The sequence below is a fragment of the Erysipelothrix enhydrae genome, from assembly GCF_035066605.1.
GTDB lineage: Bacteria > Bacillota_I > Bacilli_A > Erysipelotrichales > Erysipelotrichaceae > Erysipelothrix > Erysipelothrix amsterdamensis.
On the sequence record NZ_CP125807.1, the window covers coordinates 723,824 to 742,969 of the forward strand.

Genomic DNA, 19,146 nt, shown 5'->3' on the forward strand with positions numbered 1-19,146 from the left:
AGCGTCTACGCTCTTTTTTTTATTCAACCTTGTGAATCTTTTTATTTAAAGAAAGAATAATGTTAACCGAGAGTAGTAGATTTATCAATTCAAAATGGTATAATATACATATAATGATAATCATTATCATTATTACTGGAGGGTTTGTTATGTGGAAAGACACACTATTAAGTTTAAAAGAAACCATATTATGTGGGATTTTATTATTGCTCGGTGCACTACTTAAAAACAATGTACTATTAATATTAGCAATTGCAATTGGTGGCTATAACCAAACTAAAGAAGGAATTACAGATACAATTCAAAATAAACACTTGAACGTTGAACTCCTTATGATTTTGTCGGCGATTGGCGCATGCTTGATCGGTTATTATATGGAAGGCGCAGTATTAATATTTATTTTTTCTTTATCAGGAGCACTTGAGGAACTAACGCTTGATCGTAGCCAGCGAGAAATTCGTTCTTTAATGGAACTGCAACCGACAGAGGCTACACGTCTTAATAAAAATGGAAGTACAGAAGTAGTGTCCGTTGAGTCATTACAAATTGGAGATAAAGTGATTGTGGCTGTTGGTGAGACTGTTCCAATCGATGCAATGATCTATAAGGGTCAAAGCAGTATTGAAGAAGCTGCAATTACAGGGGAATCGATGCCTAAAGAAAAAGGTGTGGGTGATTCAGTATTTGGTGGAACAATGAATATTTCGCATCCAATTACAATCGAAGTAAATACTTTGGTAAACGATACACTCATTCAGAAAATTGTTAAGATGGTTGAAGAAGCGCAGCAATACCCATCAAAAACAGCACGATTTATTGAGCGCATCGAAGATTACTATGCGCGCATAGTACTGGTTGTTGTTTTATTGGTGGTTCTTATCCCTATAATTACCATGGGTCAATCCTTTGAAACTGCATTTTATCGCGGAATGATTTTACTTGTTGTAGCATCACCATGTGCGCTCATTGCATCTGTTACGCCAGCAACACTTTCTGCAATCTCAAACGGAGCAAAACGCGGAATATTAGTAAAAGGTGGAATTCACTTTGAGAACATGATGGATGCTAAAGCAGTTGCTTTTGATAAAACCGGAACTTTAACACAAGGGGTACCATCCTTAACGAATATATTCTATATTGATGATGTCGATGCACGTGAGGTGGGCGAAGCGGTCATCGCAATTGAACAATATTCGACACATCCACTTGCAAGCGCAGTAGTTTCGGGACTTTATAAGAATTTGAATATCGAAGACTATCCATCTGCAAACAACGTTGAGGAAATTGCCGGCTTTGGTATTAAAGGTGTTTATGCGGGAAAAGAATATCGAATCGGTAAGTTTGAACACATGACATCAGAAGATCAAATCGTTACAGATAAGGGTCTGGAATTCGCGGAAAGTGGAAACAGTCTTGTTTATATCCAACAGGATGATGATGTTATTGGTGTTCTAGGACTTACAGATGTTATTCGTCCGGAAGCATTATCTTTAGTACACTGGCTAAACAAAAACAATATTAAGACAGTAATGATTACAGGTGATAATAAAAAAACAGCAGAATATATCGGATCGCAGATTGGTGTATCTAAGATTGTTGCTGAATGTCTACCTGATGAAAAAGCAACAATTATAAGAGACTTAGAACGAGAGTACGGAACCGTCGTCATGATTGGGGATGGAATTAATGATGCGCCAGCTTTAGCGAATGCAACAATTGGGATTGCTATGGGAAGTGGTACAGACATCGCAATGGAAGCAGCCGACATTATATTAGTTAAAGATGATATCCATGGAATTCAATATGCAATCGAACTATCGCTCAAACTTCGTAAGATAGTTATACAAAATGTGAGCTTTTCAATTGGGGTTATACTTCTGTTGGTGATTTCAAACTTCTTTGATCGAATATCACTGCCTTTAGGTGTTGTGGGTCATGAAGGAAGTACAATTCTAGTAATTCTAAACAGTTTAAGACTCTTGAAAGAAATAAAAATAGAACGATAAGTGATTTTAAAGGGATAATTCCCTTTTTTTATTGCCTTAAACCACCAAATCAAGCCTTTAAAATCACACATATTTATAATTTAACAACATTATCAAAATAAAGTGAAAATAGTGTTGACGGTGGCTAAAGAGGGTGGTATTATATACAAGCGCTAAGGGAAACCGGGTGCAGAAAATGGTCTTTGAAAACTAAACAGGAAACGTCAATTTCAAAAAGAAATACGGATAAATAAATAAACAAAACTCGTCAGAGTTAAAAAGAGAAAGAATCAAATGGAGAGTTTGATCCTGGCTCAGGATGAACGCTGGCGGCGTGCCTAATACATGCAAGTCGAACGAAGTGAAGAGGAGCTTGCTCCTTGGAACTTAGTGGCGAACGGGTGAGTAATACATAAGCAACCTGCCTCGATGCCTGGGATAACAGAGGGAAACTTCTGCTAATACCGGATACGTTAATCTAAGACATCTTAGATTAATTAAAGATGGGATACATCACAACGAGATGGGCTTATGGCGCATTAGTTAGTTGGTAAGGTAACGGCTTACCAAGACGATGATGCGTAGCCGACCTGAGAGGGTGACCGGCCACACTGGGACTGAGACACGGCCCAGACTCCTACGGGAGGCAGCAGTAGGGAATTTTCGGCAATGGGGGAAACCCTGACCGAGCAACGCCGCGTGAGTGAAGACGGCCTTCGGGTTGTAAAGCTCTGTTGTAAGGGAAGAACGATAGGAAGAGGGAATGCTTTCTATATGACGGTACCTTACCAGAAAGCCACGGCTAACTACGTGCCAGCAGCCGCGGTAATACGTAGGTGGCAAGCGTTATCCGGAATTATTGGGCGTAAAGGGAGCGCAGGCGGTTTATCAAGTTTATGGTTAAAGTTCGGGGCTTAACCCCGTGATGCCATAGAAACTGGTAGACTAGAGTGCAGGAGAGGTTAGTGGAATTCCATGTGTAGCGGTAAAATGCGTAGATATATGGAGGAACACCAGTGGCGAAGGCGGCTAACTGGCCTGTAACTGACGCTGAGGCTCGAAAGCGTGGGGAGCAAATAGGATTAGATACCCTAGTAGTCCACGCCGTAAACGATGGATACTAAGTGTTGGAGAAATTCAGTGCTGTAGTTAACGCAATAAGTATCCCGCCTGGGGAGTATGCGCGCAAGCGTAAAACTCAAAGGAATTGACGGGGGCCCGCACAAGCGGTGGAGTATGTGGTTTAATTCGAAGCAACGCGAAGAACCTTACCAGGTCTTGACATACCGCGCAAAAGCACAGAGATGTGTAATAGTTATGGCGGATACAGGTGGTGCATGGTTGTCGTCAGCTCGTGTCGTGAGATGTTGGGTTAAGTCCCGCAACGAGCGCAACCCTTGTCTTTAGTTACCAGCATTAAGTTGGGGACTCTAAAGAGACTGCCGGTGATAAACCGGAGGAAGGTGGGGATGACGTCAAATCATCATGCCCCTTATGATCTGGGCTACACACGTACTACAATGGCGTATACAGAGGGCAGCGAAGCAGCGATGCGGAGCGAATCTCAGAAAGTACGTCTCAGTTCGGATTGGAGTCTGCAACTCGACTCCATGAAGTCGGAATCGCTAGTAATCGCGGATCAGAATGCCGCGGTGAATACGTTCTCGGGCCTTGTACACACCGCCCGTCAAACCATGAGAGTTGGTAATACCCGAAGCCGGTGGCCTAACCTAGTTTACTAGGAGGGAGCCGTCGAAGGTAGGATCGATGATTGGGGTTAAGTCGTAACAAGGTATCCCTACCGGAAGGTGGGGATGGATCACCTCCTTTCTAAGGAGTAATTAGAAAGACGTGAAGTTGACACCTAAAGTTTCCTGTTTAGTTTTGAGAGTCCGTTGGAATCTCAAGAAAAACGATCTTTGAAAACTGAATAACAGAAAAGAAAAAGAGATAGACAAAGAAATAAATGTTATCAACATGATCTTTTCGAATAGTTGTATAAAACTAGATTTACATCAAGTTAAACAAAAACAGTAACTTAAGCAATTAAGTAAGCAATCAAAGCAAACACACAGCTTATCAAGCGATAAGCGTTAAAAAAAACCTGATTTTAAGAATTAGGGCGCGAAATTACATGTGATTAAATATGTAAGGGCGTACGGTGGATGCCTAGGCACTAAGAGCTGATGAAGGACGCGACTAACAGCGAAATGCCTCGGGGAGTGGTACGTACACAACGATCCGGGGGTATCCGAATGGGGAAACCCAATACTGGTTATGCAGTATTACACATAAATGAATACATAGTTTATGATGAGGCAACCTTGCGAACTGAAACATCTTAGTAGCAAGAGGAAAAGAAAACAAAAGTGATTCCCTGAGTAGTGGCGAGCGAAACGGGAAGAGCCCAAACCATCTTCGTGATGGGGTAGTAGGACCACAACGTGGGATATCGAAGCTAGTCGAATGGCATTGAAAGGCCAGTCAAAGAAGGTGCAAACCCTGTAGACGAAAGCGTAAGATACTCTAGTGGTATCCTGAGTACGGCGAGGCACGAGAAACCTTGTCGGAATCAACCGGGACCACCCGGTAAGGCTAAATACTCCTTAGTGACCGATAGTGAACCAGTACCGTGAGGGAAAGGTGAAAAGAACCGCGGAAGCGGAGTGAAATAGATCCTGAAACCGTATGCTTACAAGAAGTCAGAGCCCGTTAATGGGTGATGGCGTGCCTTTTGTAGAATGAACCGGCGAGTTACTCATAATGTGCGAGGTTAAGTTGAAGAGACGGAGCCGAAGCGAAAGCGAGTCTTAATAGGGCGATATAGTACATTGTGGTAGACCCGAAACTGAGCGATCTAGCCATGACCAGGTTGAAGTTTGGGTGAAACCAAATGGAGGACCGAACCGACCATCGTTGAAAAGCTGGCGGATGAGTTGTGGCTAGCGGAGAAATTCCAATCGAACTCAGATATAGCTGGTTCTCCCCGAAATAGCTTTAGGGCTAGCGTCAATGTAAGGCCACTGGAGGTAGAGCACTGAATGTATGATGGCCCCATCTCGGGGTACTGAATATAATCAAACTCCGAATGCCAGTGGATAGTAGTTGGCAGTCAGACTATGGGTGATAAGGTCCGTAGTCGAAAGGGAAACAGCCCAGACCATCAGTTAAGGTCCCAAAATTCATGCTAAGTGGAAAAGGATGTGGGGATGCACAGACAACTAGGAGGTTGGCTCAGAAGCAGCCATCCTTTAAAGAGTGCGTAACAGCTCACTAGTCGAGTGACCCTGCGCCGAAAATGTACCGGGGCTAAGTATGATACCGAAACTATGGATTTATTGTTTCAATAAATGGTAGGGGAGCGTTCTATACTGCGTTGAAGCTGTACCGTAAGGAGCAGTGGAGTGTATAGAAGTGAGAATGCCGGTGTGAGTAGCGAGATGTCAGTGAGAATCTGACACACCGATTGCCTAAGGTTTCCAGGGGAAGGCTCGTCCTCCCTGGGTAAGTCGGGACCTAAGATGAGGCTGAAAAGCGTAGTCGATGGACAACAGGTTGATATTCCTGTACCCGATACATAAGTGAAGGAATGACAGAGAAGGCTAGGTTATGCCAGCGACTGGAAGTGCTGGTTTAAGCGAAGGAGCTGTATGGTAGGCAAATCCGCCATGCAAAGCAAAGGCGTTACGAGGAGTGAACCCGTGAGGAAGTAGCGAAGTAACTGATGCCAGCTCTCAAGAAAAGTTTCTAGCGTTAATTATGTATTGGCCCGTACCAAAACCGACACAGGTAGGCAAGGAGAGAATCCTAAGGTGAGCGAGAGAACTGTTGCCAAGGAACTCGGCAAAATGACCCCGTAACTTCGGGAGAAGGGGTGCTCGTAAGAGCCGCAGTGAAGAGGCCCAAGCGACTGTTTAACTAAAACACAGCTCTCTGCAAAGTCGCAAGACGAAGTATAGGGGGTGACACCTGCCCGGTGCTGGAAGGTTAAGGGAATATGTTAGAATTCGTTCGAAGCATTGAACTGAAGCCCCAGTGAACGGCGGCCGTAACTATAACGGTCCTAAGGTAGCGAAATTCCTTGTCGGGTAAGTTCCGACCCGCACGAAAGGTGTAACGATTTGGGCGCTGTCTCGGCAGCAGACTCGGTGAAATCTTAGTACCGGTAAAGATGCCGGTTACCCGCAACTAGACGGAAAGACCCCATGGAGCTTTACTGTAGCTTGATATTGAACTTTGAACCTACATGTACAGGATAGGTGGGAGACTATGAAGCATGTACGCTAGTATATGTGGAGTCGCCATTGGGATACCACTCTTGTATGTTTGAAGTTCTAACCGCGTACCGTGATCCGGTACCGGGAGAGTGTCAGGTGGGCAGTTTGACTGGGGCGGTCGCCTCCTAAAGAGTAACGGAGGCGCCCAAAGGTACCCTCAGATTGGTTGGAAATCAATCGACGAGCGTAAAGGCAGAAGGGTGCTTGACTGCGAGACCTACAAGTCGAGCAGGGACGAAAGTCGGGCTTAGCGATCCGGCGGTTCCGAGTGGAAGGGCCGTCGCTTAACGGATAAAAGCTACCCTGGGGATAACAGGCTAATCTCGCCCAAGAGTTCACATCGACGGCGAGGTTTGGCACCTCGATGTCGGCTCATCGCATCCTGGAGCTGAATTAGGTTCCAAGGGTTGGGCTGTCCGCCCATTAAAGCGGTACGCGAGCTGGGTTCAGAACGTCGTGAGACAGTTCGGTCCCTATCTGTTGTGGGCGTAGGAAATTTGAGGAGCGCTGTCCCTAGTACGAGAGGACCGGGATGGACATACCGCTGGTGTACCAGTTGTTCTGCCAAGGGCATCGCTGGGTAGCTAAGTATGGACTGGATAAGCGCTGAAAGCATCTAAGCACGAAGCCAACTCCAAGATGAGATTTCCCATACGTAAGTAGTAAGACCCCTGAGAGACGATCAGGTTGATAGGTCAGAGGTGGAAGCATAGTGATATGTGGAGCTGACTGATACTAATAGGTCGAGGTTTTAATCACAAAGATACAACGATTCGAAAAGATCAAATTTCTGTTATTCAGTTTTGAGAGTTCATCTCTCTAATGCACTACGATCTGGTGATTTTAGCGAAGTGGTCACACCTGTTCCCATCTCGAACACAGAAGTTAAGCACTTTAGCGGCGACAATATCTAGCCACGCGCTAGTGAAGATAGTTCATCGCCAGGTAATTTGACACTCTATTTAGAGTGTCTTTTTTTATGCTGTCAAAGCATTATCACTTTCGAGTGTCTTTTTTATGTCATTAAATCATTACTGTAAGCAATCATCTCTGTATAAAATGACAAGGCACTATGAGAATATCAAGAATTCAGGCTTTAGAAAGATTCTGGACCTTGATGATGGATCGTCATAAAGCTTATAAAAGCACAATCTGTAAGACCGGAAAGGGTGAAACAAGCAAAAAAAATCCTCAAATAGGCTAAAAAAAGGACAAAAAAACAGGTTGAATAGGCATATATGAACCGTGAAAATCACGAATGAACTGAAAAGACCTAAAAAAAGAAGAAATGTCAAAATAAAGTGAAAATAGTGTTGACGGTGGCTAAAGAGGGTGGTATTATATACAAGCGCTAAGGGAAACCGGGTGCAGAAAATGGTCTTTGAAAACTAAACAGGAAACGTCAATTTCAAAAAGAAATACGGATAAATAAATAAACAAAACTCGTCAGAGTTAAAAAGAGAAAGAATCAAATGGAGAGTTTCGATCCTGGCTCAGGATGAACGCTGGCGGCGTGCCTAATACATGCAAGTCGAACGAAGTGAAGAGGAGCTTGCTCCTTGGAACTTAGTGGCGAACGGGTGAGTAATACATAAGCAACCTGCCTCGATGCCTGGGATAACAGAGGGAAACTTCTGCTAATACCGGATACGTTAATCTAAGACATCTTAGATTAATTAAAGATGGGATACATCACAACGAGATGGGCTTATGGCGCATTAGTTAGTTGGTAAGGTAACGGCTTACCAAGACGATGATGCGTAGCCGACCTGAGAGGGTGACCGGCCACACTGGGACTGAGACACGGCCCAGACTCCTACGGGAGGCAGCAGTAGGGAATTTTCGGCAATGGGGGAAACCCTGACCGAGCAACGCCGCGTGAGTGAAGACGGCCTTCGGGTTGTAAAGCTCTGTTGTAAGGGAAGAACGATAGGAAGAGGGAATGCTTTCTATATGACGGTACCTTACCAGAAAGCCACGGCTAACTACGTGCCAGCAGCCGCGGTAATACGTAGGTGGCAAGCGTTATCCGGAATTATTGGGCGTAAAGGGAGCGCAGGCGGTTTATCAAGTTTATGGTTAAAGTTCGGGGCTTAACCCCGTGATGCCATAGAAACTGGTAGACTAGAGTGCAGGAGAGGTTAGTGGAATTCCATGTGTAGCGGTAAAATGCGTAGATATATGGAGGAACACCAGTGGCGAAGGCGGCTAACTGGCCTGTAACTGACGCTGAGGCTCGAAAGCGTGGGGAGCAAATAGGATTAGATACCCTAGTAGTCCACGCCGTAAACGATGGATACTAAGTGTTGGAGAAATTCAGTGCTGTAGTTAACGCAATAAGTATCCCGCCTGGGGAGTATGCGCGCAAGCGTAAAACTCAAAGGAATTGACGGGGGCCCGCACAAGCGGTGGAGTATGTGGTTTAATTCGAAGCAACGCGAAGAACCTTACCAGGTCTTGACATACCGCGCAAAAGCACAGAGATGTGTAATAGTTATGGCGGATACAGGTGGTGCATGGTTGTCGTCAGCTCGTGTCGTGAGATGTTGGGTTAAGTCCCGCAACGAGCGCAACCCTTGTCTTTAGTTACCAGCATTAAGTTGGGGACTCTAAAGAGACTGCCGGTGATAAACCGGAGGAAGGTGGGGATGACGTCAAATCATCATGCCCCTTATGATCTGGGCTACACACGTACTACAATGGCGTATACAGAGGGCAGCGAAGCAGCGATGCGGAGCGAATCTCAGAAAGTACGTCTCAGTTCGGATTGAGTCTGCAACTCGACTCCATGAAGTCGGAATCGCTAGTAATCGCGATCAGAATGCCGCGGTGAATACGTTCTCGGGCCTTGTACACACCGCCCGTCAAACCATGAGAGTTGGTAATACCCGAAGCCGGTGGCCTAACCTAGTTTACTAGGAGGGAGCCGTCGAAGGTAGGATCGATGATTGGGGTTAAGTCGTAACAAGGTATCCCTACCGGAAGGTGGGGATGGATCACCTCCTTTCTAAGGAGTAATTAGAAAGACGTGAAGTTGACACCTAAAGTTTCCTGTTTAGTTTTGAGAGTCCGTTGGAATCTCAAGAAAACGATCTTTGAAAACTGAATAACAGAAAAGAAAAAGAGATAGACAAAGAAATAAATGTTATCAACATGATCTTTTCGAATAGTTGTATAAAACTAGATTTACATCAAGTTAAACAAAAACAGTAACTTAAGCAATTAAGTAAGCAATCAAAGCAAACACACAGCTTATCAAGCGATAAGCGTTAAAAAAACCTGATTTTAAGAATTAGGGCGCGAAATTACATGTGATTAAATATGTAAGGGCGTACGGTGGATGCCTAGGCACTAAGAGCTGATGAAGGACGCGACTAACAGCGAAATGCCTCGGGGAGTGGTACGTACACAACGATCCGGGGGTATCCGAATGGGGAAACCCAATACTGGTTATGCAGTATTACACATAAATGAATACATAGTTTATGATGAGGCAACCTTGCGAACTGAAACATCTTAGTAGCAAGAGGAAAAGAAAACAAAAGTGATTCCCTGAGTAGTGGCGAGCGAAACGGGAAGAGCCCAAACCATCTTCGTGATGGGGTAGTAGGACCACAACGTGGGATATCGAAGCTAGTCGAATGGCATTGAAAGGCCAGTCAAAGAAGGTGCAAACCCTGTAGACGAAAGCGTAAGATACTCTAGTGGTATCCTGAGTACGGCGAGGCACGAGAAACCTTGTCGGAATCAACCGGGACCACCCGGTAAGGCTAAATACTCCTTAGTGACCGATAGTGAACCAGTACCGTGAGGGAAAGGTGAAAAGAACCGCGGAAGCGGAGTGAAATAGATCCTGAAACCGTATGCTTACAAGAAGTCAGAGCCCGTTAATGGGTGATGGCGTGCCTTTTGTAGAATGAACCGGCGAGTTACTCATAATGTGCGAGGTTAAGTTGAAGAGACGGAGCCGAAGCGAAAGCGAGTCTTAATAGGGCGATATAGTACATTGTGGTAGACCCGAAACTGAGCGATCTAGCCATGACCAGGTTGAAGTTTGGGTGAAACCAAATGGAGGACCGAACCGACCATCGTTGAAAAGCTGGCGGATGAGTTGTGGCTAGCGGAGAAATTCCAATCGAACTCAGATATAGCTGGTTCTCCCCGAAATAGCTTTAGGGCTAGCGTCAATGTAAGGCCACTGGAGGTAGAGCACTGAATGTATGATGGCCCCATCTCGGGGTACTGAATATAATCAAACTCCGAATGCCAGTGGATAGTAGTTGGCAGTCAGACTATGGGTGATAAGGTCCGTAGTCGAAAGGGAAACAGCCCAGACCATCAGTTAAGGTCCCAAAATTCATGCTAAGTGGAAAAGGATGTGGGGATGCACAGACAACTAGGAGGTTGGCTCAGAAGCAGCCATCCTTTAAAGAGTGCGTAACAGCTCACTAGTCGAGTGACCCTGCGCCGAAAATGTACCGGGGCTAAGTATGATACCGAAACTATGGATTTATTGTTTCAATAAATGGTAGGGGAGCGTTCTATACTGCGTTGAAGCTGTACCGTAAGGAGCAGTGGAGTGTATAGAAGTGAGAATGCCGGTGTGAGTAGCGAGATGTCAGTGAGAATCTGACACACCGATTGCCTAAGGTTTCCAGGGGAAGGCTCGTCCTCCCTGGGTAAGTCGGGACCTAAGATGAGGCTGAAAAGCGTAGTCGATGGACAACAGGTTGATATTCCTGTACCCGATACATAAGTGAAGGAATGACAGAGAAGGCTAGGTTATGCCAGCGACTGGAAGTGCTGGTTTAAGCGAAGGAGCTGTATGGTAGGCAAATCCGCCATGCAAAGCAAAGGCGTTACGAGGAGTGAACCCGTGAGGAAGTAGCGAAGTAACTGATGCCAGCTCTCAAGAAAAGTTTCTAGCGTTAATTATGTATTGGCCCGTACCAAAACCGACACAGGTAGGCAAGGAGAGAATCCTAAGGTGAGCGAGAGAACTGTTGCCAAGGAACTCGGCAAAATGACCCCGTAACTTCGGGAGAAGGGGTGCTCGTAAGAGCCGCAGTGAAGAGGCCCAAGCGACTGTTTAACTAAAACACAGCTCTCTGCAAAGTCGCAAGACGAAGTATAGGGGGTGACACCTGCCCGGTGCTGGAAGGTTAAGGGAATATGTTAGAATTCGTTCGAAGCATTGAACTGGAAGCCCCAGTGAACGGCGGCCGTAACTATAACGGTCCTAAGGTAGCGAAATTCCTTGTCGGGTAAGTTCCGACCCGCACGAAAGGTGTAACGATTTGGGCGCTGTCTCGGCAGCAGACTCGGTGAAATCTTAGTACCGGTAAAGATGCCGGTTACCCGCAACTAGACGGAAAGACCCCATGGAGCTTTACTGTAGCTTGATATTGAACTTTGAACCTACATGTACAGGATAGGTGGGAGACTATGAAGCATGTACGCTAGTATATGTGGAGTCGCCATTGGGATACCACTCTTGTATGTTTGAAGTTCTAACCGCGTACCGCGATCCGGTACCGGGAGAGTGTCAGGTGGGCAGTTTGACTGGGGCGGTCGCCTCCTAAAGAGTAACGGAGGCGCCCAAAGGTACCCTCAGATTGGTTGGAAATCAATCGACGAGCGTAAAGGCAGAAGGGTGCTTGACTGCGAGACCTACAAGTCGAGCAGGGACGAAAGTCGGGCTTAGCGATCCGGCGGTTCCGAGTGGAAGGGCCGTCGCTTAACGGATAAAAGCTACCCTGGGGATAACAGGCTAATCTCGCCCAAGAGTTCACATCGACGGCGAGGTTTGGCACCTCGATGTCGGCTCATCGCATCCTGGAGCTGAATTAGGTTCCAAGGGTTGGGCTGTCCGCCCATTAAAGCGGTACGCGAGCTGGGTTCAGAACGTCGTGAGACAGTTCGGTCCCTATCTGTTGTGGGCGTAGGAAATTTGAGGAGCGCTGTCCCTAGTACGAGAGGACCGGGATGGACATACCGCTGGTGTACCAGTTGTTCTGCCAAGGGCATCGCTGGGTAGCTAAGTATGGACTGGATAAGCGCTGAAAGCATCTAAGCACGAAGCCAACTCCAAGATGAGATTTCCCATACGTAAGTAGTAAGACCCCTGAGAGACGATCAGGTTGATAGGTCAGAGGTGGAAGCATAGTGATATGTGGAGCTGACTGATACTAATAGGTCGAGGTTTTAATCACAAAGATACAACGATTCGAAAAAGATCAAATTTCTGTTATTCAGTTTTGAGAGTTCATCTCTCTAATGCACTACGATCTGGTGATTTTAGCGAAGTGGTCACACCTGTTCCCATCTCGAACACAGAAGTTAAGCACTTTAGCGGCGACAATATCTAGCCACGCGCTAGTGAAGATAGTTCATCGCCAGGTAATTTGACACTCTATTTAGAGTGTCTTTTTTTATGCTGTCAAAGCATTATCACTTTCGAGTGTCTTTTTTATGTCATTAAATCATTACTGTAAGCAATCATCTCTGTATAAAATGACAAGGCACTATGAGAATATCAAGAATTCAGGCTTTAGAAAGATTCTGGACCTTGATGATGGATCGTCATAAAGCTTATAAAAGCACAATCTGTAAGACCGGAAAGGGTGAAACAAGCAAAAAAAAATCCTCAAATAGGCTAAAAAAAGGACAAAAAAACAGGTTGAATAGGCATATATGAACCGTGAAAATCACGAATGAACTGAAAAGACCTAAAAAAAGAAGAAATGTCAAAATAAAGTGAAAATAGTGTTGACGGTGGCTAAAGAGGGTGGTATTATATACAAGCGCTAAGGGAAACCGGGTGCAGAAAATGGTCTTTGAAAACTAAACAGGAAACGTCAATTTCAAAAAGAAATACGGATAAATAAATAAACAAAACTCGTCAGAGTTAAAAAGAGAAAGAATCAAATGGAGAGTTCGATCCTGGCTCAGGATGAACGCTGGCGGCGTGCCTAATACATGCAAGTCGAACGAAGTGAAGAGGAGCTTGCTCCTTGGAACTTAGTGGCGAACGGGTGAGTAATACATAAGCAACCTGCCTCGATGCCTGGGATAACAGAGGGAAACTTCTGCTAATACCGGATACGTTAATCTAAGACATCTTAGATTAATTAAAGATGGGATACATCACAACGAGATGGGCTTATGGCGCATTAGTTAGTTGGTAAGGTAACGGCTTACCAAGACGATGATGCGTAGCCGACCTGAGAGGGTGACCGGCCACACTGGGACTGAGACACGGCCCAGACTCCTACGGGAGGCAGCAGTAGGGAATTTTCGGCAATGGGGGAAACCCTGACCGAGCAACGCCGCGTGAGTGAAGACGGCCTTCGGGTTGTAAAGCTCTGTTGTAAGGGAAGAACGATAGGAAGAGGGAATGCTTTCTATATGACGGTACCTTACCAGAAAGCCACGGCTAACTACGTGCCAGCAGCCGCGGTAATACGTAGGTGGCAAGCGTTATCCGGAATTATTGGGCGTAAAGGGAGCGCAGGCGGTTTATCAAGTTTATGGTTAAAGTTCGGGGCTTAACCCCGTGATGCCATAGAAACTGGTAGACTAGAGTGCAGGAGAGGTTAGTGGAATTCCATGTGTAGCGGTAAAATGCGTAGATATATGGAGGAACACCAGTGGCGAAGGCGGCTAACTGGCCTGTAACTGACGCTGAGGCTCGAAAGCGTGGGGAGCAAATAGGATTAGATACCCTAGTAGTCCACGCCGTAAACGATGGATACTAAGTGTTGGAGAAATTCAGTGCTGTAGTTAACGCAATAAGTATCCCGCCTGGGGAGTATGCGCGCAAGCGTAAAACTCAAAGGAATTGACGGGGGCCCGCACAAGCGGTGGAGTATGTGGTTTAATTCGAAGCAACGCGAAGAACCTTACCAGGTCTTGACATACCGCGCAAAAGCACAGAGATGTGTAATAGTTATGGCGGATACAGGTGGTGCATGGTTGTCGTCAGCTCGTGTCGTGAGATGTTGGGTTAAGTCCCGCAACGAGCGCAACCCTTGTCTTTAGTTACCAGCATTAAGTTGGGGACTCTAAAGAGACTGCCGGTGATAAACCGGAGGAAGGTGGGGATGACGTCAAATCATCATGCCCCTTATGATCTGGGCTACACACGTACTACAATGGCGTATACAGAGGGCAGCGAAGCAGCGATGCGGAGCGAATCTCAGAAAGTACGTCTCAGTTCGGATTGGAGTCTGCAACTCGACTCCATGAAGTCGGAATCGCTAGTAATCGCGGATCAGAATGCCGCGGTGAATACGTTCTCGGGCCTTGTACACACCGCCCGTCAAACCATGAGAGTTGGTAATACCCGAAGCCGGTGGCCTAACCTAGTTTACTAGGAGGGAGCCGTCGAAGGTAGGATCGATGATTGGGGTTAAGTCGTAACAAGGTATCCCTACCGGAAGGTGGGGATGGATCACCTCCTTTCTAAGGAGTAATTAGAAAGACGTGAAGTTGACACCTAAAGTTTCCTGTTTAGTTTTGAGAGTCCGTTGGAATCTCAAGAAAAATGATCTTTGAAAACTGAATAACAGAAAAGAAAAAGAGATAGACAAAGAAATAAATGTTATCAACACGATCTTTTCGAATAGTTGTATAAAACTAGATTTACATCAAGTTAAACAAAAACAGTAACTTAAGCAATTAAGTAAGCAATCAAAGCAAACACACAGCTTATCAAGCGATAAGCGTTAAAAAAACCTGATTTTAAGAATTAGGGCGCGAAATTACATGTGATTAAATATGTAAGGGCGTACGGTGGATGCCTAGGCACTAAGAGCTGATGAAGGACGCGACTAACAGCGAAATGCCTCGGGGAGTGGTACGTACACAACGATCCGGGGGTATCCGAATGGGGAAACCCAATACTGGTTATGCAGTATTACACATAAATGAATACATAGTTTATGATGAGGCAACCTTGCGAACTGAAACATCTTAGTAGCAAGAGGAAAAGAAAACAAAAGTGATTCCCTGAGTAGTGGCGAGCGAAACGGGAAGAGCCCAAACCATCTTCGTGATGGGGTAGTAGGACCACAACGTGGGATATCGAAGCTAGTCGAATGGCATTGAAAGGCCAGTCAAAGAAGGTGCAAACCCTGTAGACGAAAGCGTAAGATACTCTAGTGGTATCCTGAGTACGGCGAGGCACGAGAAACCTTGTCGGAATCAACCGGGACCACCCGGTAAGGCTAAATACTCCTTAGTGACCGATAGTGAACCAGTACCGTGAGGGAAAGGTGAAAAGAACCGCGGAAGCGGAGTGAAATAGATCCTGAAACCGTATGCTTACAAGAAGTCAGAGCCCGTTAATGGGTGATGGCGTGCCTTTTGTAGAATGAACCGGCGAGTTACTCATAATGTGCGAGGTTAAGTTGAAGAGACGGAGCCGAAGCGAAAGCGAGTCTTAATAGGGCGATATAGTACATTGTGGTAGACCCGAAACTGAGTGATCTAGCCATGACCAGGTTGAAGTTTGGGTGAAACCAAATGGAGGACCGAACCGACCATCGTTGAAAAGCTGGCGGATGAGTTGTGGCTAGCGGAGAAATTCCAATCGAACTCAGATATAGCTGGTTCTCCCCGAAATAGCTTTAGGGCTAGCGTCAATGTAAGGCCACTGGAGGTAGAGCACTGAATGTATGATGGCCCCATCTCGGGGTACTGAATATAATCAAACTCCGAATGCCAGTGGATAGTAGTTGGCAGTCAGACTATGGGTGATAAGGTCCGTAGTCGAAAGGGAAACAGCCCAGACCATCAGTTAAGGTCCCAAAATTCATGCTAAGTGGAAAAGGATGTGGGGATGCACAGACAACTAGGAGGTTGGCTCAGAAGCAGCCATCCTTTAAAGAGTGCGTAACAGCTCACTAGTCGAGTGACCCTGCGCCGAAAATGTACCGGGGCTAAGTATGATACCGAAACTATGGATTTATTGTTTCAATAAATGGTAGGGGAGCGTTCTATACTGCGTTGAAGCTGTACCGTAAGGAGCAGTGGAGTGTATAGAAGTGAGAATGCCGGTGTGAGTAGCGAGATGTCAGTGAGAATCTGACACACCGATTGCCTAAGGTTTCCAGGGGAAGGCTCGTCCTCCCTGGGTAAGTCGGGACCTAAGATGAGGCTGAAAAGCGTAGTCGATGGACAACAGGTTGATATTCCTGTACCCGATACATAAGTGAAGGAATGACAGAGAAGGCTAGGTTATGCCAGCGACTGGAAGTGCTGGTTTAAGCGAAGGAGCTGTATGGTAGGCAAATCCGCCATGCAAAGCAAAGGCGTTACGAGGAGTGAACCCGTGAGGAAGTAGCGAAGTAACTGATGCCAGCTCTCAAGAAAAGTTTCTAGCGTTAATTATGTATTGGCCCGTACCAAAACCGACACAGGTAGGCAAGGAGAGAATCCTAAGGTGAGCGAGAGAACTGTTGCCAAGGAACTCGGCAAAATGACCCCGTAACTTCGGGAGAAGGGGTGCTCGTAAGAGCCGCAGTGAAGAGGCCCAAGCGACTGTTTAACTAAAACACAGCTCTCTGCAAAGTCGCAAGACGAAGTATAGGGGGTGACACCTGCCCGGTGCTGGAAGGTTAAGGGAATATGTTAGAATTCGTTCGAAGCATTGAACTGAAGCCCCAGTGAACGGCGGCCGTAACTATAACGGTCCTAAGGTAGCGAAATTCCTTGTCGGGTAAGTTCCGACCCGCACGAAAGGTGTAACGATTTGGGCGCTGTCTCGGCAGCAGACTCGGTGAAATCTTAGTACCGGTAAAGATGCCGGTTACCCGCAACTAGACGGAAAGACCCCATGGAGCTTTACTGTAGCTTGATATTGAACTTTGAGCCTACATGTACAGGATAGGTGGGAGACTATGAAGCATGTACGCTAGTATATGTGGAGTCGCCATTGGGATACCACTCTTGTATGTTTGAAGTTCTAACCGCGTACCGCGATCCGGTACCGGGAGAGTGTCAGGTGGGCAGTTTGACTGGGGCGGTCGCCTCCTAAAGAGTAACGGAGGCGCCCAAAGGTACCCTCAGATTGGTTGGAAATCAATCGACGAGCGTAAAGGCAGAAGGGTGCTTGACTGCGAGACCTACAAGTCGAGCAGGGACGAAAGTCGGGCTTAGCGATCCGGCGGTTCCGAGTGGAAGGGCCGTCGCTTAACGGATAAAAGCTACCCTGGGGATAACAGGCTAATCTCGCCCAAGAGTTCACATCGACGGCGAGGTTTGGCACCTCGATGTCGGCTCATCGCATCCTGGAGCTGAATTAGGTTCCAAGGGTTGGGCTGTCCGCCCATTAAAGCGGTACGCGAGCTGGGTTCAGAACGTCGTGAGACAGTTCGGTCCCTATCTGTTGTGGGCGTAGGAAATTTGAGGAGCGCTGTCCCTAGTACGAGAGGACCGGGATGGACATACCGCTGGTGTACCAGTTGTTCTGCCAAGGGCATCGCTGGGTAGCTAAGTATGGACTGGATAAGCGCTGAAAGCATCTAAGCACGAAGCCAACTCCAAGATGAGATTTCCCATACGTAAGTAGTAAGACCCCTGAGAGACGATCAGGTTGATAGGTCAGAGGTGGAAGCATAGTGATATGTGGAGCTGACTGATACTAATAGGTCGAGGTTTTAATCACAAAGATACAACGATTCGAAAAAGATCAAATTTCTGTTATTCAGTTTTGAGAGTTCATCTCTCTAATGCACTATGATCTGGTGATTTTAGCGAAGTGGTCACACCTGTTCCCATCTCGAACACAGAAGTTAAGCACTTTAGCGGCGACAATATCTAGCCACGCGCTAGTGAAGATAGTTCATCGCCAGGTAATTTGACACTCTATTTAGAGTGTCTTTTTTTATGCCATAATATAGAGAACAAATGAATCTTCAATTGTTGCTTTTAAGGCCTTATCAGAAGAAATTTGAGATTTCGTAGATATTCCTGTGAAATAGATTGTTTCGTTGTTCTAACAGAGTGTAGAACGCTTTTTAACACAAAAAAAGACACTCTCATGTGTCTTTTAGATATGAAGTTCCATTTGGAATTGTTTCATATATAAATCAAACCCTAAATCAATTAGAGTTTCAATTATTTCTTGTGATTGAATATCAATATTATTAATAATAAGAACATTATGTATCGAACTCACATGGTTTATAAGTTCCACTAACTCTGATATTTTATGATAACCAAAGTGACGAATACCACCAGCATTAGATACTGTAATAAACGCTTTTTCGACATTATCTTCAATCATATATGTGTTATGTTCATTAACATTAAAATGTTTATTAGAGAAGGAAGGATCCGCAGGCCATAAATGACTAAGTTCATCAGACATTGAACCTGTGTAAGTTTCAACATTCGGTGACTTTACTGCATCTATAATTGACCCTTTAAAACACGCATACGAGATTGTTTTTTCGAAACCCATTCTTGTATAGAGTTTGATCGCATCTTCATTTGATTGAAGTACTTCAAGTTGATAAGTATCAATTCCATAAAGACTAAAAAAAGTGATTGTTGAGTCAAACATCTGTGTATATACGCCTTTTCTTCGATGATCAGGAACCACACCAGACATCACATTATATGCTAGACTTCCGTCTGTAGCATTTATAATAAAACCAACGAGCTCGCCCTGATATAATGCTCCGAACGAGTAAGTTAAGTTTGCTTTGACACTTTCAAGTTTATTCTTAAGTTGTTGTTCAGTAAGTTTAATTTTTACAGCGTAGTCTTTAAAAGAATCATTAACAACTTTCACTAATTCTCCCAGAGTACACTCATTTAATTGAATAATTTCGTACATTAATTCACCTCTTCGTAAACATTGTACCATGAGTGTAGAA

General features: G+C 45.5%; 2 protein-coding genes and 9 rRNA genes. 10 read left to right on the forward strand and 1 reads right to left on the reverse strand.

What is annotated here, in order from left to right:
- Nucleotides 1–149: 149 nt before the first annotated feature.
- The 10 genes from LLS04_RS03655 (at nucleotide 150) to rrf (LLS04_RS03700) (ending at nucleotide 18,119) form a co-directional block, all read left to right on the forward strand.
- Nucleotides 150–2,006 (forward strand): heavy metal translocating P-type ATPase, encoded by a 1,857-nt coding sequence (locus tag LLS04_RS03655; RefSeq protein ID WP_323611993.1) that lies wholly within the window; start codon nucleotides 150–152, stop codon nucleotides 2,004–2,006.
- 270 nt (nucleotides 2,007–2,276) lie between these two features.
- Nucleotides 2,277–3,815 (forward strand): 16S ribosomal RNA (locus LLS04_RS03660).
- 308 nt (nucleotides 3,816–4,123) lie between these two features.
- Nucleotides 4,124–7,021 (forward strand): 23S ribosomal RNA (locus LLS04_RS03665).
- 74 nt (nucleotides 7,022–7,095) lie between these two features.
- Nucleotides 7,096–7,209 (forward strand): 5S ribosomal RNA (gene rrf / locus LLS04_RS03670).
- A gap of 522 nt (nucleotides 7,210–7,731) precedes the next feature.
- A 16S ribosomal RNA gene (locus LLS04_RS03675) occupies nucleotides 7,732–9,269 on the forward strand.
- A gap of 306 nt (nucleotides 9,270–9,575) precedes the next feature.
- Nucleotides 9,576–12,474, forward strand: a 23S ribosomal RNA gene (locus LLS04_RS03680).
- Between the two features lie 75 nt (nucleotides 12,475–12,549).
- A 5S ribosomal RNA gene (gene rrf / locus LLS04_RS03685) occupies nucleotides 12,550–12,663 on the forward strand.
- Nucleotides 12,664–13,186: 523 nt separating this feature from the next.
- Nucleotides 13,187–14,725, forward strand: a 16S ribosomal RNA gene (locus LLS04_RS03690).
- Between the two features lie 307 nt (nucleotides 14,726–15,032).
- Nucleotides 15,033–17,930: ribosomal RNA gene (locus LLS04_RS03695) — 23S ribosomal RNA — on the forward strand.
- Nucleotides 17,931–18,005: 75 nt separating this feature from the next.
- A 5S ribosomal RNA gene (rrf, locus tag LLS04_RS03700) occupies nucleotides 18,006–18,119 on the forward strand.
- The 16S, 23S and 5S rRNA genes sit together here, the layout of an rRNA operon.
- 195 nt (nucleotides 18,120–18,314) lie before the next feature.
- On the opposite strand, the gene LLS04_RS03705 is transcribed toward rrf (LLS04_RS03700), so the two are convergent.
- A complete protein-coding gene (locus tag LLS04_RS03705; protein ID WP_323611994.1) occupies nucleotides 18,315–19,106 on the reverse strand; it encodes a GNAT family N-acetyltransferase in 792 nt (263 codons plus the stop codon).
- Nucleotides 19,107–19,146 lie beyond the last annotated feature (40 nt).